General features: G+C 54.9%; 14 protein-coding genes. 7 read left to right on the forward strand and 7 right to left on the reverse strand.

The window, feature by feature from the left end; genetic code table 11:
• Nucleotides 1-159 precede the first annotated feature (159 nt).
• The 3 genes from ON072_RS07450 to ON072_RS07460 form a co-directional block, all read right to left on the reverse strand.
• Nucleotides 160-1,425, reverse strand: coding sequence for an SDR family oxidoreductase (locus ON072_RS07450; RefSeq protein ID WP_186298923.1), 1,266 nt, complete (start codon nt 1,423-1,425; stop codon nt 160-162).
• Between the two features lie 68 nt (nt 1,426-1,493).
• Nucleotides 1,494-2,255 carry a phosphatase gene (locus ON072_RS07455; RefSeq protein WP_261752991.1) on the reverse strand — a complete coding sequence of 254 codons (762 nt, stop codon included), beginning with the start codon at nt 2,253-2,255 and terminating at the stop codon, nt 1,494-1,496.
• 337 nt (nt 2,256-2,592) lie between these two features.
• Nucleotides 2,593-3,816 (reverse strand): DEAD/DEAH box helicase, encoded by a 1,224-nt coding sequence (locus tag ON072_RS07460; protein ID WP_144380247.1) that lies wholly within the window; start codon nt 3,814-3,816, stop codon nt 2,593-2,595.
• 227 nt (nt 3,817-4,043) lie between these two features.
• Here ON072_RS07460 and ON072_RS07465 point away from each other — a divergent pair, with 227 nt between their 5' ends.
• On the forward strand, nt 4,044-6,422 hold the full coding sequence (locus ON072_RS07465; protein ID WP_144380249.1) for a Lon protease family protein: 2,379 nt from the start codon (nt 4,044-4,046) through the stop codon (nt 6,420-6,422).
• 43 nt (nt 6,423-6,465) lie between these two features.
• Here the strand turns inward: ON072_RS07465 and ON072_RS07470 are convergent, their stop codons facing one another.
• Nucleotides 6,466-7,419 carry a LysR substrate-binding domain-containing protein gene (locus ON072_RS07470; RefSeq protein ID WP_144380250.1) on the reverse strand — a complete coding sequence of 318 codons (954 nt, stop codon included), beginning with the start codon at nt 7,417-7,419 and terminating at the stop codon, nt 6,466-6,468.
• A gap of 117 nt (nt 7,420-7,536) precedes the next feature.
• Here ON072_RS07470 and ON072_RS07475 point away from each other — a divergent pair, with 117 nt between their 5' ends.
• The 3 genes from ON072_RS07475 (at nt 7,537) to ON072_RS07485 (ending at nt 12,905) form a co-directional block, all read left to right on the forward strand.
• On the forward strand, nt 7,537-9,324 hold the full coding sequence (locus ON072_RS07475; protein WP_261752992.1) for a flavocytochrome c: 1,788 nt from the start codon (nt 7,537-7,539) through the stop codon (nt 9,322-9,324).
• 454 nt (nt 9,325-9,778) lie between these two features.
• Nucleotides 9,779-11,647, forward strand: a complete 1,869-nt coding sequence (locus ON072_RS07480; RefSeq protein WP_144224667.1) for a methyl-accepting chemotaxis protein — start codon at nt 9,779-9,781, stop codon at nt 11,645-11,647.
• A gap of 64 nt (nt 11,648-11,711) precedes the next feature.
• Nucleotides 11,712-12,905: a porin gene (locus ON072_RS07485; protein WP_144224669.1), complete on the forward strand. Its 1,194-nt coding sequence runs from the start codon at nt 11,712-11,714 to the stop codon at nt 12,903-12,905.
• Nucleotides 12,906-13,207: 302 nt separating this feature from the next.
• Here the strand turns inward: ON072_RS07485 and ON072_RS07490 are convergent, their stop codons facing one another.
• Complete coding sequence (locus ON072_RS07490; protein ID WP_144224670.1) at nt 13,208-18,157, reverse strand: S8 family serine peptidase; 4,950 nt, start codon at nt 18,155-18,157, stop codon at nt 13,208-13,210.
• A gap of 189 nt (nt 18,158-18,346) precedes the next feature.
• On the opposite strand from ON072_RS07490, the gene ON072_RS07495 reads away from it, so the two are divergent.
• Nucleotides 18,347-19,285, forward strand: coding sequence for a substrate-binding periplasmic protein (locus ON072_RS07495; RefSeq protein ID WP_144224672.1), 939 nt, complete (start codon nt 18,347-18,349; stop codon nt 19,283-19,285).
• Here the strand turns inward: ON072_RS07495 and ON072_RS07500 are convergent.
• Nucleotides 19,203-20,246 carry an alkene reductase gene (locus ON072_RS07500; RefSeq protein WP_144224674.1) on the reverse strand — a complete coding sequence of 348 codons (1,044 nt, stop codon included), beginning with the start codon at nt 20,244-20,246 and terminating at the stop codon, nt 19,203-19,205. The two genes, ON072_RS07495 and ON072_RS07500, sit on opposite strands and share 83 nt — an antisense overlap.
• Before the next feature lie 183 nt (nt 20,247-20,429).
• On the opposite strand from ON072_RS07500, the gene ON072_RS07505 reads away from it, so the two are divergent.
• A complete protein-coding gene (locus tag ON072_RS07505) occupies nt 20,430-21,011 on the forward strand; it encodes a TetR/AcrR family transcriptional regulator (protein ID WP_028781551.1) in 582 nt (193 codons plus the stop codon).
• 46 nt (nt 21,012-21,057) lie between these two features.
• On the opposite strand, the gene ON072_RS07510 is transcribed toward ON072_RS07505, so the two are convergent.
• Entirely contained in the window at nt 21,058-22,632 is a 1,575-nt protein-coding gene (locus tag ON072_RS07510; RefSeq protein ID WP_234503122.1) for a methyl-accepting chemotaxis protein, read from the reverse strand.
• Between the two features lie 263 nt (nt 22,633-22,895).
• Between ON072_RS07510 and ON072_RS07515 the strand changes: the two genes are divergently transcribed.
• A complete protein-coding gene (locus ON072_RS07515) occupies nt 22,896-23,618 on the forward strand; it encodes a YebC/PmpR family DNA-binding transcriptional regulator (RefSeq protein ID WP_025010927.1) in 723 nt (240 codons plus the stop codon).
• Nucleotides 23,619-23,688 lie beyond the last annotated feature (70 nt).

Consider the following 23,688-nt stretch of genomic DNA (forward strand, 5'->3'; position numbering starts at 1 on the left):
CAAGCAAGGTCTTGGGGGGATTATTCGACAAGGTTTCATCCTTTGGATCAACAAGATAGTTTATTATGCCAGCCACCCGGCTTTGGCGGGTATAACCTTTAGCTACTGATTATAATCTACAGCCGGTTTTGCCTTACTTTTCATCCTGTTTAAGCCCATTCAATCCAAGGAAGGTGCACCAAGCCCCGAAAACATCAGCGCCAGCTGCGCCTGCCAGGTAAGCCAGATGGGTGACGGATAATCTTTTGGCAAATAGCAGCGAAATGCCGAAGGCATGGCCGCCATGGCATCTTTGAGAGCGCTTGAGTCGAGCGTCGAATACGCCGGGCGCGGCGCCTGTGCTCGATTCAATATGGCGCCGTATTCTGCTGTGCTGACAGGCGTTATCCGGCACCCTGGCGTGATTGGCGCCGGGTTTGGTTGAGCATGTAATGTAGCTTGAGATTGCAACGCGGCTTGAGATGACGACGCGGTTTGCAATGCCGTCGCCGCCTGAGAGCTTGGCGCAGAATTGCACTGCTGCTTGGCGATTTGCTCGGCTATCTCTTTGGTGAAAAGATACCAGCTGCACTGCCCCGTTGCCGCGTAATGAAAGCAGCCGCTCAGCACCGCGGACTTCTCTGGCTTAAGATGAAACCAGATGAGCAACTGCCAGATAAGCCGCGCCAACGCCTCGGCCCACGTTGGCGTGCCGACCTGATCCGCCACCACCTTGAGCTCGGGGCGCTCGGTCAGCAATCGCCCCATGGTCAACACAAAGTTGCTGCCAAAACGGCTGTAAAGCCAAGAGGTTCGCAGCACCAGGGCGCCGGGATTGGCCTTAAGCAAGCGCTGCTCGCCGGCGAGCTTGCTCTGGCCGTACATACTCAAAGGCTCGCAAACATCGCTCTCGGTCAAGGCTCTGGGCGCATTCCCGAGCATATTGGCAGAAGCATTTCCAGAAACGTTTCCGAGTGCATTCCCCAAATCATTCCCGAAGACATTCCCGAATACATTCCCGAAGACATAGTCACTCGAAATATGGATAAGCCAAGCACCCTGTTGCCGGCACCAGATGGCCAAACGCTCCGGCGCCTCGGCATTAAGCGCCATGGCGGCAGCCATATCCTGCTCGGCCGCATCCACGGCGTTGTAGGCGGCGCAGTTGATTATCACATCGGCATTGATTTCGCTGAGCCACTCGGGCAAATCTGCTGAGGTTAAATCCAGTTGCTGATGCCCGAGCGCCACAATTTCAATTGCGCTGCCGGGTGCTATAGCACTGCGGGGTTTTACAGCACTGCCGGACACCAGGCTTGCCTCAGGTATCTCCATTCGCAGCCTGGAAGGCGAAAACTCAGGCAACCAAGGCAAATTCGCCAGCAGTGCCTGTCCGAGCTGGCCATGAGCGCCGGTGATCAATATTCGGGTAGTCTTGGCTTTCACGATTCGGGATTCATGGCTAATCAGTTGATGGATTTTGTGGCTCGTATCCTCAAGGCAGGCGAACCAGGTTAGCCCGCGGCCGCCTCACTCTTAAAGTAGTCGATTAACTCACCAAGCGTCTTGTGGCCTCGCTGCTGCAGGAAATTAAGCAGTGCCAATGGCTCGCGATTGAGCAGCCTGTCTCTTGGATAACCGGCGGCATCCACTATCTCAAGCGCGAGCGGGAACTCCCCCAGATTGAAAGCCACATGGGAATCTGATCCCATCACCAACTGGGCATCGAATCGTTTCGCCAGTTTGGCAATATTGAGGCAGCTGTCTTCACTGCCCTTGCGGGAGGAGGCAAAAGAGGAGTTATTGATCTCCAGCGCCACATTATGCTCGGCGGCAGCGCGGACAATCAGCTCCTGATCCAATGGATATTTGGGGTTGCCTGGGTGGGTAATGATATCGACCTTGCCGCTGCGAATGCAGTTCAGCAGCGCCTGAGTATGGCTGTCACTGTCGGCGGGAGGGAATACCGGCTCGTGAAACCCGGCCTGCACCAAGTCCAGCTCCTCCAGGAACTCACCAAAGAAGTCGATTTCCCCCTCCAGATTGGTAATATTGGCTTCAATTCCGCGCAATATCCCTACGCCATCGACTATCCGCGGCAACACCCTAAGATTCACGAAATGCCAGAAATGCGGCGCATCGGCCATCGCCGGGCCATGATCTGTGGTAGCAAACAAACGGATCCCTTTCTGCTTGGCGACTGCCAGGTAATCATGGATCGTGCTGTAGGCGTGAGTAGAGGCAACTGTGTGGGTATGGGTATCGACTGCGAACATGGCTCCCCCAGGAGACTGTTTCTTGAAAACCGGGCCACTAGCTTAGCGCAACTGACCCACTTTGGCGAATGAACCCAATAGCTTTCCTACCTATCGGCCACCCCAAAGATAAAAGGTATGCATCGACTCAAACTGCTTGAACAGCATAGGTTTCCAATCCACACAACTATCAAGCACCTGCCGTGGGCTTTCGTCCTAACGGCTTCTCGGCACGCCGTGAAATCATCCCTGATGGCTCTACTCTGGCATCCATGCTCGAATCCATCAGGACCAGAATACTTGTGTTGTTTGCATTTGCGGTTGATTAACTCAAGTAGGCTCAACTAAACCGGACTTGTTATCTTTTACCAAGCGCTCTCTTGCGGGCACGTTGCTTTTGGGCGGCTTTACGCTGGTTTCTCGGTGCATCAAAACTGCGGTTGAGATCCGGCTCAAACCCGGGCAGCCATTCTCTGGGGAGGCGTCTGTCGAGCATGGCTTCCAGCTCTTCGAGGAGGCGCTCGTCGTCACGACTGAATAGGGTGATGGCGAGCCCTTCCATGCCGGCGCGGCCGGTGCGGCCAATGCGGTGCACATAATCTTCGCGCTTGAACGGCAGCTCCAGATTGATAACGCAAGGCAAGGCCGCTACATCCAGGCCTCTGGCGGCAACATCTGTGGCCACCAGCAAACGGCATTCACCCGCCTTGAACGCCTGATAGGTCTGCTCCCGCTGGGCTTGACTCAGATCTGAGTGCAGCGCACTGGCGGCCAAGCCCTCGGCACTGAGCTCACAGACCAGTTTGTCGGCCCCCTCCTTGGTGCGACTGAACAGCAACACCTGACGCCAGTCGTGCCGGCGACAAAGGGCGGCAACGGCGGCGGCCTTACGCTCGCTATCGAGCTCAATCAATCGCTCCTTGATACTGCCACCCTGCTCCGATGCTTGCAGCTCCAGCACTTTAGGAGACTGCAGCAAAGTCTTGGCCAGACGCCAGATGTTGTCGTTGAAGGTGGCGGAAAACAGCAGAGTCTGGCGCTGTTTGGCCATCTTTTTCATCAGCGCCGAGATCTCATCTTCAAACCCCATGTCCAACATGCGGTCGGCCTCATCAAACACCAGGGTCTCAACCTTATCCAGCCTGAGACTGCGCTTTTTAAGGTGATCCAGCAGGCGCCCGGGCGTGGCGGCCAAGATATCGACGCCATCCTTGAAGTTCTTTAGCTGCCCATCGAGTGGCACACCGCCATAGGCAATGGCAATCTTCAGCTCGCAGCCCTTGGCATAGCTTTTAATGTTATCGAAAACCTGCTGCGCCAACTCCCGGGTAGGCACCAGCACCAGAGCCTTGGGTGCTGCGGGTTTTACTGCTCTCTCAGTCGTGGCGGGCATTAAACACGCCAGCAACGGCAAGGCAAAGGCGGCGGTTTTCCCTGTGCCCGTCTGTGCCTTCACCAGGAGATCGCTGCCGGCGAGCACCAAAGGAATGGCCTCTGCCTGCACTTGGGTTGCCTTGCTAAAACCCAGTCCGGCCAGATTGGTCAGTAGCGGTTCGGGCAGAGAAAAAGCGGCAAATTCCATGGAGAGTCCTTCAAAGATAAAGCTTAGGGCAAACCGCCATTATACCCTGCTACCTGGTGCCGGATAGGTGTTATTCCTGCGTTCCAGCAGCAAACGTGGCTTACGGGTGAAAAATTAACCGCCCGAGAGACTTATTCGGCTTGACGTTTGCTTTAGGCTGCAGCGCATCTTATTGTCATAAAAAGCAGTTTTACTTTTCTCTGCCCTATTTGAACAAGGAAGCGCCCATGGCCGTCACCAGCTTAGATGCCAGTCAGGTATACCGTCCCGCCAATCTCGACAATCTGGGAGATGAGGTCAAGTCTACCCGCGAACTGGAGCCGCTGGATGACATCATAGGTCAGGAGCGAGCCCAGAGTGCGGTGGAATTTGCCATGTCCATCAAGGAAAAGGGCTACAACATCTATGCCATAGGCCAAAATGGTCTGGGCAAACGCACCATGATGTTGCGTTATCTCAAGCGCCATGAATTTACCGACAAGACACTTAACGACTGGTGTTATGTGGCCAACTTCGACCAGCCCCGTACCCCCAAGGTGCTCAAATTGCCCGCCGGCAAGGGCGTCACTTTCAAGAAAGAGATGGAAAAACTGGTTCTCAGGCTGGTCAAGGCGCTGCCGTTGGCATTTGACAACGAGATGTATTACCGCCGCGCCGACAAGCTCAAGAGTCAGTTGGCGCAAAAACAGGAAGCGGCGCTGTTGGCTCTGAGCGAAGAAGCCAAGGGGATGAAAATAAGCCTCTCCATCAACACTCAGGGCGAATATCAGTTGATGGCGCTGAACGGCGAAGAGCCGCATACCGAGGAAACCTATCACGCCCTGCCAGAAGCCGAGCAGCAGGCGTTTGAACAGAATATCAAACACTTGGAATCGCGCCTGCGGGGCATTATCCGCCAATTGACCGAATGGGAAGAGGAGTTCAGCACCAAGCAGCAGGAGCACGATGAACAGGTGGCCCGCGAAGTACTGAGCCATTTCTTCAAGCCGCTCAAGGATGAATACCGCAGTCTGCCGGAGATCCGCTCTTTTCTGACGGCGATGCAGAAAGATATGCTCGGTAACCTGGATATCTTCCTCGAGGAGAGTGAAGACCAACTGGCGCTGGCCTATGCCTCGCTGGAAAAGAAAATGCCCAGGCGTTATCAGGTCAACCTGCTGGTGGGTCAAGAGGAGCAGAAATTCCCTGTGGTGGTAGAGGAAAACCCCACCTATCACGGCCTGTTTGGTTATGTGGAAAACGCCACTTACCGCGGCACAGTCTTTACCGACTTTTCGCTGATCCGCCCCGGCAGCCTGCACAAGGCCAATGGCGGGGTGCTGCTGATGGATGCGGTCAAGGTGCTGGAGCGGCCCTATGTTTGGGACGGACTCAAACGGGCCCTGCGTTCCCGCAGTCTGGATCTCAGCTCGCTGGAGCGTGAAGTCTCCCTGTCCGGCACAGTTTCATTGGCGCCGGAGCCTATCCCTCTGGATGTCAAAATCGTGCTCTTCGGTGACAACCAGACCTACCAGTTACTGCAGCATTATGATCCCGACTTCAGCGAGCTGTTTCGGGTGACCGCCGACTTTGAAGATGTGATGCCAAGAAGTCCGAAAGCCGAATGTTTCTATGCCAGATTTATCTCCTCGATAGTGCATGACAACCAGATGTTGCACTGCGATCGCAGCGCCATTGCGCGGATAATCGAATTCAGCTCGCGCCAGGCCGATGACCAAACCCAGCTGTCACTGCACTCGGCCAATATCGCCAACCTGCTACGGGAGACCCACTACTGCGCCAAGGCGGCCAACGCCCGCAGTATTCGTCTCGCCCATGTAGAGCAGGCTCTGGCGCAGCAGGAGCAAAGGGTATCGCGTCTCAGGGATCAACTGATGCAGAGCTTTCACAAGGGCACCACCCTCATTGATGTGCACGGCAAAGTCTGCGGCCAGGTCAACGCCCTGTCGGTTATCGCCACCACAGATCATCAGTTTGGCCTGCCCAACCGTATCAGCGCGACCACAGCCTTTGGCAAGGGCGAAGTGTTGGACATTGAACACAAGGTGCGCCTCGGCGGCCGTATTCACTCCAAGGGAGTGTGGATCCTCTCGGCCTATATCAAAACCCTGTTGGGACGCGAGGCCGATATTCCGCTGACCACCTCCCTGACCTTCGAGCAATCTTATTCCGGGGTCGATGGCGACAGTGCCTCCATGGCCGAATGCTGCGCCATTATCTCTGCAATCGCCCAGGTTCCCCTGCGCCAGGATATTGCCATCACAGGCTCAATGAACCAGTTCGGTGAAGCCCAGCCCATAGGCGGGGTCAATGAAAAGATTGAAGGCTTTTTCGATGTCTGTGCCATCAAGGGGCGCAGACATACCCAAGGGGTAATCATTCCCGCGGCCAACGCCCACAACCTGATGCTGAAAAAGCCTGTGGTGGACGCCATCAGCAAAGGCAAGTTCCATATCTGGACGGTCGAGCATGTGACCGAGGCGATGGCATTGCTGTGTGATATGGAAAGCGGCAAGGCCGACAAGCGCGGTCATTACCCGAATGGCAGTTTACTGGGGCTGGCCTCGGCCAGGCTGTCAGCTTTAAAAGCCAAAGATAAAGCGTAATCCAACGCTAAAGTAAGCAGCGCCGCTCAAGGGCGGCGTTTGATTATCCCGAAGGGGTTGAACACCCCAACCGCTGTCGACCTGTGCTGACAGAAGAACGCTCCGGGATACGTTTTACCTCTTCCAGAATAGACTGATAAATCAGCGCAGTAGATTCATGCTGCATTCGCTCGAAGGTGCTGACCAGATGATATGAAGGCGATTTGTGCTCAGGCATGCGGATCTCAAACGGGATCACCAAACGCTGTTTCTCCAGCTCCTTGTCCACCAGCAAGCGGTTGACATAGGCAATTCCCGCGCCCAAGACCGCGGCTTCTATGGCCTGAACTGAATTTTGAAATACCAATCTCGACTGTTGTGCTCGCCGTTCAATGCCAAAGTACTGTAATACTATATCCCACTGTACCAATCTATTATTGGTATATATCAAGGTCATATTATCGACGGCATTTTGTGTTAAAGAATCATAATTAACCGCACAGTATTCAGGGTGACAAACGGCAACCATTTCCTCATCAAAGAGATGAACGGAATAATAATTATCCCAGGAGTCATAACCGTATCTAATAGCCAGGTCCAGACCAGTACTTCCAAAATCAAGATATTCCAGGGTATCGATAAACTCGATACTGATCCCCTTATGATAAATATGACTCTGGCTCATTCTTGGCAATAGCCAGTTTTTCAGCAATGACGGCGGCACAGCTACTCTCAATGAGGGGCTATGCCCCTGCACCCCAAGGTCTATGGTGGCTTCTTCCATATTTTGTAGAATAATCGCGACTCTGGCGAAATATTTTCGGCCGCTGTGAGTGAGCTCCAATTGCCTGTGACTACGGTCAAACAATTCTTTACCGACAAAGTTTTCCAATGCGGCGATTTGGTGACTGATTGCGCCCGGCGTCACATTCAGTTCAACCGCTGCCAATTTAAAACTCTTGAGTCTTGCGGCCGCTTCAAAACAAATCACCGCCTTCATTGGTGGAATTATTCTCATATTTTCTCTTAACACTTTAGTTTTTTTAACGTCACAGACGAAAACGATTGGTTTGATAACTCACCCATGCATTAACAATATTATCAAGGCATAACAAAACCATGTGTGAGGATATTCATGAAAAGAATAATGTTATTGGCCGGTACTGCATTTCTGTATACCGGCATGGTATCTGCTGCGGGTCTGGCCGAGCACCATATCAAACAGGCCGGGGCCGATTGTCAGTCCTGCCACAGTCAGCCCATAGAGGTAAAAGACAATGAGGCTCGGGAAAACCAGGCTTGTATCAGTTGCCACGGCTCGCTGCAGGAGTTGGCTCAGCAGGCAAAACAACCGCTTTCGCCCCACCACAGTCATCTTATTGACCTGTCCTGCACCAGTTGCCACTCGGGCCACAAGGAGCCTGTGATGGTGTGTCAGACCTGCCATGACAGCTTCAAGAGCAGTTTTCATATTCCCTTCTCCGCGAGTGATAAGGTAGCGGATACCTATGTCTTCCCCGAAGTATCTCAGCAAGCCATAGACAAGGCGCTGGCCGCAGGTCCGGTGGAAAGGCATGAGCTTCTGGTCATTGGCGCCGGCGCCGCCGGACACGCCGCCGCCGTATCGGCCCGCCAGCACGGTATCAAAGATGTGGTATTACTTGAGAAACAACCCTACATAGGTGGCAATGGCATGCTGGCCGCCGGTGGCATGGCTTCGGCAGAGACCCTGACCCAGGCGTTTCGTGGTTATCAGGACAGCAAGGCGCTCTGGTATCAGGACACAATGAAGGGTGGCCACCAGCTCAATAACCCGGATCTGGTGCATACCCTGGTCAACAACGGCAGTGCCGGTATCGATTGGTTGATGGCCTTGGGCGCAGATATGACTTCTGCGGCCAGTGCCGGTGGCCACAGTGCCGAACGTCTGCACCGGCCCAGCGGCGGTGCCAAGTCCGGCCCGGAAATCATCAATACCCTGAAAAGGGCGGCCGAAAAACTCGGAGTTGAAACCCGCACCAACAGCAAGGTGATACGCTTAGTGCAAGATAAACAAGGCAAAATCACCGGAGTACTGGTGCAAGGGAAACACAGTGGGGTGAACCTGTTGGTAGCCAAGGCCGTGGTGATCGCCTCCGGCGGCTTTGCCCGCAACAATGCCTTGGTCGCCAAATACAGACCAGATCTCAAGGGCGTGGACTCTACCAATAACCCGGGCAATGTCGGCGATGCACTCACCTTTGCCACCGCCATTGGCGTGGATACTGTGGATGTCGACCAAATCCAGGCCTTCCCCACAGCAGCGGCCGGTAAAATGGTTATTTCAGGCACAGCACGCGGCGCCGGGGCCATATTGCTGAACCGCGATGGTGCCAGATTCTGTGACGAGATGGGCCCCAGGGACAAAGTCTCCGAGTGCATCTGGGCTCAACCCGGAAAAGACGCCTGGCTGGTATTTGATGAAACCGTGTTTGAACGTCTGGGGCAACTGCGGGGCATGCTGGAGCTGGGTATCATCTACAAAGCCGCCGATGCCAAAGAACTGGCTGCCAAGACCCAAATGAATGCCGAAACGGCGGCAGCCGCCGTCAAACGCTATAACGGTTTTCAGGCCAGTGGCAAGGACAGCGATTTTGGCCGCAAGAATATGGCCGACGATCTGCATTTCCCGCTCTATGCCGTTCAGGTTAAGCCTGCGGTTCACCACACTATGGGCGGCCTTAAAATCGCTACTGACACCCGGGCATTGAATAAAGACGGCAAGCCTATTGCCGGCCTTTATGCCGCCGGTGAAGTAACAGGTGGCGTCCACGGTGCCAATCGGCTGGCGGGTAATGCGATAGCCGATACCATAGTATTTGGTCGCATAGCCGGTGAAAATGTCGCCGAATTTATCAAACAAACAGCAACCGATAACCAGTAATCTGTATCGCCCCTTGGGAAGATGGGAATAAGTCCTCGTGGCCTTCTCTTTTGTAGAGAGTGGCTTGCACAGCAATTGGCGTTCAAGGCATCTGACTGAAGGCATGCCGGGGCCTGTCGAAGTCGGATAACGCAGAAAGCTGGTTGCTGTGAAAGCCCCGAAGGGCGTGGCTTACAGGCCTGTAAGCCGACGCAGAGCACGCATGGGACTTGTTCTCACCTTCCCTTATATTCGCAAGGGGCGTTGTTTAAGCCATATTTCCAGCAGCCCCAGTTAGAATATGGCGCTGGAAAGCCTTATTGGTTCACATTTATTAAACATCCTCAGTTAAAACCCCTCGGCTTGCACTATTCTTGTTAAACAAATGTACTAGATTGTCCCGGTCGCAATGGCCGCTGGGTAGATTTATGTCTATATATTTATGGGATACGTCAACATTATCAGAGGATAAACAATGAAGTTCAGCCATAAGATTGTCGCCGCCTCCTCTGCATTGCTTTTGGTAACAGTTGCACTGCTTTCCACCAAGCAATACTTTGCGGTACAGGAACAGATGCAGGCTCAGGTAGGAGCCAGCGTGACCGAAATCATGGATGGACTCAAAAACACGGTTTCTTCTGAGCTGGACTCGCGCAAGAAACTGGCCGCTTATTCAACCAGTATGTTGGAAACCGATCTTTCGCCCGCACACATCCGCGATGTGATCACCCGTCCAGTAATAAAAAACAGCTTCCTTCTGGTCGGCTTCGGTTATGAAAGCGATGGCTCGAACATCAACAACAATCCCGCCTGGGATCCCGGAGCCGGTTGGGACCCCAGGGTGCGCCCCTGGTACAAGGACGCCAAACAAGCCGACGCTTTGATTATCACAGCGCCCTATGCCGACTCGGCGTCAGGGGAAATCCTGGTTTCCATCGCCACTCCGGTCAAAGACAGCGGCCGTTTTATCGGCGCCATTTTTTATGATGTCAGCCTGGTCGGCTTGGCCGAGTTGGTCAATCAAGTCAAACTCTTCAATGCCGGCTATGTGTTTATCGTCTCGGGCGATGGCACCACCATAGCCCACCCCGAGTCAGAGCTGAACGGCAAACCCATGAGCAACTTCCTGCCCAAGGTGTCGTTAAGTGAAGATCCGCAGCAGGTAATGCTGGACGGTAAACCTTATACCCTGGATTTTGCCAAGGTCAGTGGTGAGAACTGGTACGTCGGCGCCCTGCTGGATGAAGATATCGCCTATGCCGCCGTCAGCGAACTGCGCAACAGCTCCGTCCTGTACGCCATTATCGCCGTCATAGTCAGCATCACACTGCTGCTGATGCTGATCAAAACCCTGATGCGGCCTCTGGAAACCCTTAACAAGGCGATTCAAGATGTCGCCTCGGGCGAAGGGGATCTGACCCAGAGACTGGATACGGACACTGACGCCGAATTCTCGGCACTGGCATCTGGCTTCAACAGCTTTACCGCCAGTCTGCAACAGCTCATCACCCAGTCCAAGGCCATAGGGCAGCAGATATTGCAGAGTTCTGAAATGACCTCGGCCGAGCTGCAGCAATCCACAGACGCCATGAAATCCCAGTTGCATGAGCTGGAACAGTTGGCCACCGCCATGCACGAAATGGCCACCACCTCGTCGGATGTTGCCCGTAATGCTCAGGGCGCCGCCACCGCAGCCAAAGACGCCGATAACGCCACCAGTGTCGGCACTCAGGTGGTCAGCGCCACCACAGATGCAATCAATGCCCTGTCAGAGCGGATTGATATGGCAGTGCAAGAGGTCAAAGAGCTGGAAACCGCCACCAGCAATATCGCGACGATTCTGAGTGTTATCAATGATATTGCCGATCAAACCAATCTGCTTGCACTCAACGCCGCCATTGAGGCCGCCAGAGCCGGTGATTCGGGCCGAGGTTTTGCCGTGGTGGCTGATGAAGTGCGCACTCTGGCACAGCGCACCCAGGAATCCACCACAGAAATTCGCGCCATGATAGAGCAGTTGCAGGCCGGATCCCGCGCCGTGGCCGACGTGATGAATCAGAGTAAGGATACCACCCAGGAAGCCGTTACCAAGGCAGAAGGTGCCAATGAGGCGCTGAACCGTATCCGCGATGCCATTCAGCAGATCACCGATATGAATCTGCAAATCGCCTCGGCCGCCGAAGAGCAGAGCCTGGTGGCCGAAGAGATCAATAACAACACGGTCAGGATCAAGGATCTGTCGGTGCAGGTATCGGATTCGGCGACACAGGCCAACTCAGCCATGCATACCCAAACCGAACAGGTACGGCAGCAGGACGCCATACTCAACAAGTTTATTGTCTGAAACCGCCAGTGCGCCCAGGTAACAAGCCCGGGCGCACCGTATCCACAGCTACCGGAGAGTCGATATGAAAGGCAAACTCCTGATATTGAGCGCCTGTCTGCTGCCGCTGCTGGCGAATGCCGAAGACAGCAGCCAAGAGCAACGCATCAAGGCATTGGAACAAAGAGTCATGGAACTGGAGCAGCTACTGCAAGCCCAGCTGCAACAATCCGGCACTCACTCGCCAATGATGGCCCAAGACACAAGCCAAACCTCAGCATCGTCGCAACAAGCCAGCAAGCCTGAGCCTGCCACCAGTCAAACGATGCAGGATAAGTCTCCCTCTATGACCTCCTCCCTTGGCGCCAGCCAATTCACTCTGTACGGCTCGCTGCGCCCAACATTGGAATACAGGGATCGCGGCAAAGATCAGTGGGACATAGGCGATGCGCTGTCGCGAATTGGAGTCAAGGCAGAAACCGAATTTCTTCCCGGCTGGCGTGCTCTGGCGCAAGGGGAATGGAAAATCCGTATCGATGATAATGGCCGCTTCGGTGAGGCGAGACTGGCGTTTGCCGGAGTCGACTCGCCATACGGCAAACTGACTCTGGGGCGGCAACGCCCGGTGCAATATACCCTGGTGGCGGAATACACTGACATTTTCAACAATGCCAACAGCCCCTTTGGCTACAATCAGGAAAGCCCCTTCTTTGTCGACAACGCTTTAATTTATCAAGTTAACATTGAGCTTTTCACCCTGATGGCTTCGGCAGTATTTGATGACAGCGAATACAATAGCGGCGCCGATATCATCAATCTGGGGGCGGGATTCGATTGGCAGCAGTTGCATCTGGGGCTGACCTGGCTGGCCCAGGATAAATATGCCGGCGATATCAAGCAGGGTGACGAGCAGGTGTGGGGCGCGGTAGCAGCCTATACCTGGCACAACGGCATCTATGCCGCCGCCAGTTACCAACGCAAGGAGTATGACTTTGTCAGTGCTAACAATCGAGATGGCGATACCTTTGATGGCGCGCTGGCACTGCCGCTTGGCAAGGACTACAAACTCAAGCTGGGTTACTTCTGGTTCAAAGATGGCATAGAAGATTTCAGCAGCCTGGACTATGACGGTTACAACCTGACACTGGAATGGCAGCCGCTGAATAATGTACGTTTGCACCTTGAATATCTGGCGCAGAACTATGACAACCGAGAGGATGAGTCGATAGTGGCTGCCGGTATCCGCTACGACTTCGATCTCAATTGGCGTCTTCCTTAGGGAAGGTGCCAATAAGTCCTCGTGGCCTTCTCTTTTGTAGAGAGTGTCTTGCACAACAATTGGTGTTCAAGGCTTCTGACTGAAGCCATGCCGGGGCCTGTTGAAGTCAATCTGTATCAATCGTGATGATTAGCCCTGTAAGTAACCGCTTTGAATGAGCCCTGGCAATAAAAATCCCCGCTGATGCAACCTGCGGGGATTTTTTTATCTGCCTTGTCAGCAGTTTTTGGCACCTGGCCCAAGTGAGAACCCGGACTCAGGTTTGGCTTTGGATCTAGCTTTGGCTTTTGTTTAGCTCAGCCTCAGCGCTTGCGCCGTAACAAGCCAAGAGACAAGAGCGCCAGCAGACTCCAGCCGAGCGAACCACCCGAGTCTGACTCTTCCAGCGGCGGCTCTGGAGGGCTCACAGGGTCAACCCCGTCAGACTCCACCTTCAGCATAAAGCTGGTGCTGGCGGCATCGCCACTGTTGAGGCTATCACGCACAGTTACCGTGACCAGAGTTTCACCGTGAAAATCTGCCTCGGGGATCAGGTTGAAGCTGTCACCGTCAATCTCGGCGCTGATGTGCTCACCACTGACCTCCAACAGATTCGGCACCTTATCGGCATCGACATAGGTCACGGCAATACCGTCTATACGGCCATTTTCGGCAACACTCATGTCACTGAGTGGTGCCAGCTGGATATTGCCTTTAACCGCAATCTGATGGCTCAAAGTGCCCGGCTCGCCGCCTTCGAGATCGTAATTAAGCGTCATGGCAAGCGCCTTCCCGGTAGCCCCGGGTTGAACCGCCGCCTTGAAGCTCAGCTCGACCCGGCTCTGCTCAGGCCCTGTGTAATCAAAGCAGATCACCAGATCGTCCTTAAGCAAGGTATCCAGGTTATCGAAGCCCAGCATCTCATAAAGATAGCCATTCTTCGGCCCCGCGCCGCTGGACCAGGTACTGTCAAAGCCTTCGACAAACACAGCCCCGTCGGCCACATCGGCCCCCAGGTTCTGGTAGGCATAGATGATCTCGTACATGCCGGGATGATCGTCGATACCGCTGCGCAGTATGGTCTGGAAGTCAAACTCCTGGCCTGTCTGGCGGTCGGTAACATTATCAAACTCGAGGAACAACAAGTCCCCCAAATCCGGACGCTCTTCCTTGTACTGAGTGGCTATGGTCAAGCCCCAAGGCTCTTCCCAATGGCGGCGGTACTTCATCTCAAAACTGCCACGCCAGAAGGGGGCCAGCGCCTCGTAGAGGAAACCAGGGCCGCGGTGCGCGCCCATATACCAGTAGGCAGTGTTAAACTGCAACGCGCCCACAGTATGCATCCGCATATAACCGGCATTGGCCTGGTTGTACACCTTGAACTCGGCGCCCTCTTTATAGAACAGCCAATCGATAGGCACATCGACACTGGCTTGAGAGTCGCCGGCCAACCAGTCGGCGTTGGGCTGCATGCCAAACTCGCCGAAGAGATCTATGTAGCCACCGGTGGAGTACTCATCAATCATAGGCGTGCGACACATGGCATCGTTGAGGTTGGTACTGACCTTGTATTGCCGCTCCACCAATCGAGTGCTGGGCTGCTGGCCTGTCAGCGTCAGGCCGCTTTCATCGGCAACAATCGCTTCTGCAACCGCAGGATTATTGCTCTTGATGGTCGCCGGTGCCAAACGCATGCCTTCGGGTAACTTGAGCTGCAACTCATAGTTACGATCGCGGGATTCCAGGTTGGCCGCCAGTTTAACGGTAACATCCACCACATCTTCGCTCAGCGCCTTGTCCTGACTGACTGACCAGCTTACGGCATCCTCGCCGCGGCGGATATTGAGGGCACTGAAACCGAAAGAACCTTCAGCGCCGGGGCCGGCACCGAGATCCATACCGCCATAGAAGACATCCCCTTGCTTGGCATCGGGAATATTCCAGTTGAGGGTCAACTGATAGTCACCATTGCCATCATGCGACGCCGGACCATCCAGGCTCAACATACCGAAATCGTCATCGGCCATGATCACCGCATGGCCGGTCACAGCTTCCACTTCCCCCTTGCCATAGGCCATGGCGGTGGCAAACCAATAGGTACCAGGGGCCGGGTTTTCCAGACTACAGAGGTTGTGCTCGGCTTGGCTGGAAGAGAAACACACCAGCTCGGCATCGTATTCTGCCTTGAGCGCCCTGTCATCCTGCTCCATCTCCTCTTGCGAAGGGATAAAGCCGTTATTGCCGTTGGCATCCCGCCCCAGGATCACAAAGGGGAACACCCCTGAATAACGGGGGTTCATCTCCTCAAGCGTGCTGGTGCGCTTGGCGCTCTGCACTTCCACCACCAAACGCTTGGCGCCTTCGGGAACCGTGACGGTTTGAATATCCCAGCCCTTCTCTATGTATTCCAGATCAAGGAATGGCGCCACGGCTTCCAGGGTGGCAGTTTTTAGCTCAGGCTGCACCGGGCCGTAGAAACGAGGCGTCAGTTGAGCATAGGCCGAGGTATTCATCTTCAGGGTTTCACTGCCCTGAGCCCGGCTGATCTCCAGGTCCATGGATACCGGCATCTGATCAGCCTTACTGGCCACGACTACCGGCATATGCAACTCAGGGGAAGTGCCTGACGCTTCAGTGAGTCTGAGCTCACCGTTGAAGAAGGCGTCCTTGTTTTGTACCTGCTGCCAAGGCGCTCCCGGCTCACCCGGATTGACGTTGGACTCAATCAACGGTGGCACTTTGGCCTTGATCACCAGAGTCTGACTTTCGCCCTTGGCCAGGGTAAAGTTCTCGGGAGAAACACTGAGCTCAAAGCCCTGCTCCTTACCCAAAGCCTCGGCACTCCAACTGCCGTCGCGGGTGGCGGTAACTGTGCGCATCCAGCTGCAACTTTGCTCACAGGCCATTTCCACCATGGAAGGCAAGTTGAGCCAGTTGACTATCCCACCGTTCTCCGGATTGGCATTGCGGTAATTTTCTATGGTCTCATCCATCACCAGGCCGGTATTGGCCGCACGGGCAACATTAATGGCACCGGCGCCGGCCATAAAGTGATAGAAAGGCTCCAGCAACTCATAACCTGTGTTGAGATACACAGGCCCGGCAGTCATCATCAGCGCCGACTGCACTTCGGCCGGGGTCCACTCGGGATGCAGCTGCATCAGCAGTGTCATGGCACCTGTCACATGAGGCGCCGCCATTGAGGTGCCGCTCATAAAGGTCCAGTCGGAGGCATCCGGCGCGCCGGTAAAGGGTTGATCATCGGCGTTGGCAGCGTAAATCTGTACCCCGGGAGCGCTGAGATCCGGCACCAGGGTGTTGTTGGTGCGGCTCGGGCCCATTGAGCTGAAAGGCGCCAGGTTATTGGCCAGGGCATCATCAAACAGATACTCGTTGCTGAAGTCCGAGATAGTCGCTATGGCCGTGCCGGGATCACTGTATCTAACCCAGTTTTTCAGCTTGTATCTGTCGCTCTGCTTGACCTGGATCCCAGGGATCACAAAGCTGTCGGCCACCAGATTGTCGACCTGATAGTCCACGTTTTGCAGAATAAAACCACCGGCGCCGCCGGCCGCCACATTCTTGGCCTTGTCCACTCTGGGAATGTCACCGCGCTCACAGATGACTATCTGGTCATCGCGGAAGGTTCCGGCGGGGAAAGGTGCGTTACAGGAGGCGGCGTTGAAATCATCACTGGGGTCAGGGTCGGCATAGTTTTCAGCCAGTACCACTTCGCCGGTAATGCCGCCGGAGAAGCTCTTGCCCACAATAGGCTCGGACGGGCGATAGCGTTCGTTACCGCCGAAATTGTCGATATGCTTGTTACCGGCTTCCAGCACCCTGTCGTGGGTGGTGGCGCCAACTGTCGTCACCCAGGGAGAGCTGTGATCCGCACTCCAATAAGCACCGGCATTACCGGCGGCGACAGCCACAGAAATCCCCGCCTCACGGGCGGCCAGAAACGCCAGTTCCATAGGGTCGGCCCAGGGCAAAGATTCGGCGCCACCGATGGAAAAGTTTATCGCATCGACCCCGTCGGCAATGGCATCTTCAAAGGCCGCCAAAATCGCCGACTCGGGACAACCGGCATAGGGATCACCACCGTTGCCGGGCCAACACACCTGGTAAGAGATGATATGCGCCCGCGGCGCGACACCGCTGGTAGCCGGGAAGTTAAAGGGCACATTGACCCCATCACTGGTGGCATCACCGGTTGCAGCCTGCAAAGGCGTATTGTCCAGATGGTTACCTGCTACTGTACTGGCAGTGTGGGAGCCATGGCCGTTATAGTCCTCACCATTGGCCGGGCGCAACATGACAGGTGTGCCCCAGGGGTTGGCCTGAAATTCCGGCGCCCCGTAAACATCTGTAATCTCGGGGTAGGAATGTACCCCCACCAGTTTGTTGTTACACAACTCAGGGCTGGCGACACAATCACCGGTAAACTTGTTGCTGCCGAGCGGGTTCAAACGCACATAGTCTTGATCCTCGGCAAAGGCCGGATGATCTGTGTTAACCCCGGTATCTATGATCCCGACTAACATGCCCTCGCCCTTGGCGGCCAGGCCTGTACTCGGGTCCTGGCCAAGCCAGATTCGGTCAGCACCGATAAACTCAGGCCCTCTGTCGGTACGCAGTTGGAAAATGCGGTTGGGGGTTATCCGTTTGACGCCGCTCTGACGGGCAAGAATTTTGGCATCTTCCTGAGTCATCTCCACCACCATGGCATTACTGGCAATGGTGAAGCGCTGTTTCAACTGCAGATTGGCACCGGCCTGACGGGCGCGATTTACGAAACTGTCCTGACGCTTTTCCAGGAAACGGCTGTAAGCCCTGGCATCAGTCGTATTGACACTGACCCGGCCTTTGGCGATCAGCGAGCGATTTTTCGGTGCCTTGGTGGCCGCCAGCCCGGAAATACTGCCGTCGTAGGTTGCCAGAGGTTCTTCGTTGAGCTGCACTATATAGCTCTGAACGCCGCTAACAGATGGATCCGGCTGAAATATCTGTTCCGGCGTCCGCTGGCGCAATACCTGGTTGAGCACACCCGGCTGACCGGCATAGATGTCGCCTTCAAGGCTCGCCTTACGAGCCTTGTCTGCCGCCAACACCTGTTCTTTGGTAAAACTCGGCTGATAGAAATTGCCTTTGCCCACGGGTTGCATCTGAACCTGGGCGGTGGCGCTCATCATGCCCCCGAAATAGAGCGCGGTCAGACTGGCCAGCGCCGTCTGCCGGAACCGCGTTCCAAGCTGATTATTTGTTATAGTCATAGGTCCTCTTTAAGACTCTTGCTTTCAATTACGCAGAAAATCTGCCCTCCAGATATAACAAACAAAAACAAACAATTTCGTAGCATTTAGTAACGTTGCAATTACATGTGGATTTATGGGATGCTGACGACACCTGCAGCTTTCTTTCAGCACTTTTGGGTTCCAAGCCTCTGATATGAAGGGTCAAATATGAAACTGACTTGGGTATTTGCTCTGCTGTTTCTGCTACAGCCATGGCTGGCTTGCGCCAACTGTAATCCAGCATCCCCTTCGACTTCTGAACCGGCAGTACCGCTGCATCTGACACTGACCAATGATCCCTGGCCCCCTTTTATTGAGGCCGATGGCAAAGCCGGTTTGGCACTGGAAATAGTTCAGAGCGCCCTGGCGGTTCACTGTTATCGCTTGCAGGTGGAGTTAAAGCCCTGGGCCAGGGCACTGAGATCGGTTAAAGAGGCCAAAACCGATCTGCTGCTGGCCACCTGGCATACACCGGAGCGAGAGCAAGTGCTGCTGTTTTCCGAGCCCTATCTGCAAAATCGCCAGCGTTTCATCAAGCGCCGTGGTGATCCCTTTGAATACACAGATCTCGACAGCCTCAAGGGGAAAAGAATCGGCGTGGTACGCGGATACAGCTATCAAACCGGTTTTCGCGCCGCGAGCGATTTTATTCGCGTGCCCAACAACAGTCTGGAGTCCAATCTGAAGATGTTGGCAGTGGGTCGTCTGGATTTGACTCTGGAGGATGAGATTGTCGCCACAGATACATTCTGGCGTCTGCAACAGGAAGATAGCTTCGACTTTACCGGTCCGCCACTGGATATCCGCAACCTGCACCTGAGCACCAGTCGCCTTCATCCCCATGGCGCAGAGTTGATTGCCGAGTTCAATCAAGGGCTGGAGACAATCAAAAAAAACGGCGAGTATGCCAAAATACTCGCCAAATATGGGGCAATTCTACAAGGACGCCAGGCGCCGCCAATACTGCATCTCGATGGCGCCATGGCTAAGCGGGTTAAGGGGACTCTGGCCGGAATGCCTTGTTTCAGTCGAGAGTGGCCAGCATCTCATCCGAGTAATCCTGAAGGCTCTCGCCGCTGCGAACCTTGGCGATATAGTCAGGGTTAGCAATAAAGGGGCGGCCTATGGCGACCAGATCAAAACGCCCGGCAGCAATCGCCTCGGCGGCCGTTTCCGGGCTGTAACCACCCACACCCACCAGATTTCCCTGGTAGTGACGGCGCATGTAGTCCGATACCCGGCCATCGAGGAAGTCGAAGTGCATGTTGTCGTCAAACATGCCCTCATGCAGATAGGCCAATCGGCGGGAGCCAAGCTCGGCGAGCAGATAATCGAACACCTGACGGTCACGTGGATCGGCACTCATATTGAAGTATGCCCCGGGTGACAAACGCAGCGCCGTGCGATCTGCACCTATGGCGGCTATGGTGGCATCCACTACTTCCAGGGCAAAGCGACTCATGTTTTCAGGCGTTTGACCGTACTCATCTTCACGTCGGTTGCTGTCGTAATGCAGGAACTGATCGATGAGATAACCGTTGGCACCGTGGATCTCCACACCATCGAAACCGGCCTCAATGGCGTTTTCTGCCGCCTTGGCGTAATCACGCACCAGTTCGGCAATCTCGGCCTTGCTGGCCGCCTTTGGAGTTTGGTAACTCAGCTCGCGCATTCTCGGCACTGTACCTTCAACGCCCACGGCAGATGGTGCCAACACATGTTCACCATTAAAGAAGTGCGGATGCGCGACCCTGCCTGTGTGCCACAGCTGGGCAAAAATCTTACCGCCCTTTTCATGCACGGCATCTGTCACCCGGCGCCAACCGGCAATCTGAGTCTGGGTAAAGATCCCAGGAGTGTTGGGGTAGCCCTGCCCATCCGGGCGAATGATGGTGGCTTCACTGATGATCAGCCCAGCCTCGGCGCGGCGGGCGTAGTAAGCCAACATGGCATCGGTCGGCACCAAATCGGCATCGGCCATACAACGGGTGAGCGGCGCCATCATAAAGCGGTTATTGAGTGTGATGCTGTCATTGAGACGATACTGTTCAAACAAGTTCTGGTACATGGTTCCTGCCCTTGGCGAGTTAACGGCTCAGTCACTGGCATTCGCCTTATTCAGAGCCTGAGGAGCTGAGCCCCTATTTGAATGTTCGTTCAAGATAAAGATTGTTGAATGATCATTCAAGCCTTTTTTGAACAAATATTCAAATTGCAGTAAACTCGGCGCATCACTGTGGGAAATCATCTTATGAGAAACGCCGAATTCGATCGCGAGAAAGTGCTGCGCAGCGCCATGAATGCCTTTATGGCCAAGGGTTACAGCAAGACGAGTATGCAGGATCTGACCCGGGCAACCGGCTTGCATCCGGGGTCTATCTATTGTGCCTTCGACAATAAGCACGGGCTGTTTCTGGCGGCGATTGACCAGTACCACGCCGATCGCGAGCAGCAGTTGCAGGGCTTTTTCCCGGCCGAGGGGTCACGACTCGAGTGCCTGCGGCGTTATCTGGACAACATAGTCAGCGAGTGCCTCAGCTGTGATGCCAGCCAGGCCTGCCTTTTGGTCAAAGCCTTGAGCGAAGTGGGTGAGCAAGATCTGGCTGTACAACAGAGAGTGAGCCAACATCTACAGCAATGGCAAACGGCGTTGCAGCAGATACTGCAGCAGGCCCAGGTGCAAGGTGAACTGGCCGCCGATAAAGATCCGGCGCAGCTGACCCGGTTTCTGATGATGGGTATTTATGGCCTGCGCACTTATGCCCATACTCATCCGAGCGCCGATGAACTCAGTGCCCTGGCCACAGAGCTGTTTGAGCATCTGAGTCTCTGAGCCGGCCGCAAGCCTTGAGAGCCCAAGACGCAGTCGCACCGCAGCATCACTGGGCCTTGAAGCCTATCCGAAAGCCACCCCAGTGTTTGCCCTTAACATAGATGGGCACAGAGAGATCGTGCATCACCTCACCCGTGTCACGCTTGTAGGTCTGCAGCAGCACCGGCTCTGTGTGCTGGCCGCAGCGGATCCCAGTTGGGTCGTTGAACAATCTCTTGGTGCGGTTTTGCAGCATATCCCGCTCCCTATCACCGGTCAGCGGCTGGCAAAAACGCTGATTGTGAGTCGGAAAGTAGCCCTTCTTATCGACCGCACCGGCGTAAATCACCTCCCGGTGACGCTCCAGTATCGGCTCCTGCAAGGCCGGAAAGTGCTTGTCGGTAAAACCGTCAAAGGCGGTGTTGTATTTGGGTGGCTCTGTCGCTGCTATCGGCCGATATTGCGGCGAAAACAGCTGCTGCTCAGTAAACTTGCCTTCCGCCAACCCGCGCTCCAGCGCCTGGCCGCAAGCCTTGGCGGCCTGCTGCGCTTCTTTGAGAATAAGCTGATCGAAACTGCCGGTATCCCAATGCGAAAGCGCCCGGAACATTCCCTCTGTGGTCTGCGACAGCCCGAAGGCCTGACGGGAGATCTGCTCGCTGCGGCGACCTGTATCTGTCAGCGACTCGCTGATATGGGTAATGGCATTGGAAATATCCGCCGTAGTGCCGCGATATTCACGTAAAGCCGCCTCAATCTGCTCCAACGCCTGCGCCGAATCCTCGACACCCGAAGCGATACTGTCAAACCTCTGCTCCAGTGAATTCATGGCATCCACGGCGCCGGCCGTTTGGCTAACCACCTGATTCATTAGCTGTGAGGTGCCATCGGTCAGCTCTCTAATTTGAGTCAACATGGCGGCAATGTTCTGGGTAGCCTCTGCGGTCTTGGCCGCCAGACTGCGCACCTCATCGGCCACCACGGCAAAGCCTCTACCCGCCTCTCCGGCCCTGGCGGCTTCAATGGCGGCATTAAGCGCCAACAGATTGGTCTGGGCGGCAACACTGTCAATCACTTCGGTGATTTTGCCTATGGCATCGGCCTGCGCCTTGAGTTGCCCCACGCCGGAGGCGGCCTTGTCGACATCCTGACTCAAGGCTTCAACCGCACGAAAACCTTTGGCGGCATACTGGCGCCCTTCCATGCTGACACTGCGGGATGCCTGTGCCTGATTGAGCACCACTTCGGCATGTTCGCTCAAAGCCACGGTGGTATGACTCAGCTGACTGGCCGCCACGGCAATTTGCCCGGCTTGCTGACCGCTGGAGTCCAGAGTGAACTTGAGTTGGTCAACAAAGTGAGACACTTCGGCAGCGCCGATAGCGATACGGCTTGCATCCCGGCCCAGTTGCTGCGCCGCCTTTTCATCACCTGCGCCCTCACCGGATGTCTGCTTGGCGCCTTGGGCCACAGGGCGGGAAGCCCAGCGCAGCGCCAATACAGGGCCAATAAGCGCAAGACTCCATCCAAGCAGTGAAAGCAATAGATTGTCGGCACTTAAAGCCAGCTGAGCGCAACCCAGCGCCAGCGCGCCGAGCAGCAACCCTGCCAGCATAGGCAAAATACGGTTTTCCTCAGACATGCAGCCTCCCTTCCTATCCTTATTGTTGGTTTGTGCCAAACAAGGGATCCTTGAGTTTTTCAGCATAACCCAAAGCACGGCGCTCTGCCGAATTGGACATAAGTCTATAGTGAGGTAATGAGCTTCTGCGGCGGGAGACGGTAAGCATGATCAGGCGTGGCTTCACACTGCCGGCAGCCCAGCGGGCGGACAGGTGCATTTAGTGCGGGAAAGCTGCTAGAATCTGCCACTCTTTTTCAACGCATTGATGAGACATTGCAAAGATGGGCAGAGCATATCAAAACCGCAAGGAATCCATGGCCAAGACGGCCGCACAGAAGACCAAGGTCTACTCCCGTTACGGTAAAGAGATCTACGTGTGTGCCAAGGGTGGCGGTGTCGATCCCGACGGTAACCTGGCACTGCGGCGCCTGATTGAACGCGCCAAGAAAGATCAGGTACCGGCACACGTTATTGACCGGGCTATCGACAAGGCCAAAGGTGGTGGCGGTGAAGACTATGATACTGCCCGCTATGAAGGTTTCGGCCCGGGTAACTGCATGGTGATTGTTGACTGTCTGACCGACAACGGCAAGCGCACCTTCACCGAGGTTCGTCAGGCCTTTGTGAAGAATGATGCCAAGCTGGGTGGTCCAGGCACTGTGGCCCACATGTTCGATCACCAGGCGGTATTTGTCTTCCCCGGTGAAGATGATGAAGTGGTGCTCGAGGCCCTGATGATGGCCGATGTCGATGTTGCCGATGTCGAGTTGGAAGACGGCATGATCAGTGTCTACGCCCCCAACACCGAGTTCTACAAGGCCAAGACGGCATTGCTGGAAGCCTTCCCCGAGGTCAACTTTGAGATGGAAGAGATCACTTTCGTACCACAGAACATGGTGGAAGTGTCCGGTGAAGATGTCGCCCAGTTCGACAAGTTTATTGCCGCACTGGAAGACTGTGATGACGTGCAAAATGTCTATCACAACGCCGAGATCATCGAATAAGACCAAGGCTTTGAAACATAAAAAGGGACCTGATGGTCCCTTTTTATTTCTACGTAAATGTTAATGCACT

Source organism: Shewanella sp. K8, from assembly GCF_028823715.1.
Classification (GTDB): domain Bacteria; phylum Pseudomonadota; class Gammaproteobacteria; order Enterobacterales; family Shewanellaceae; genus Shewanella; species Shewanella algae.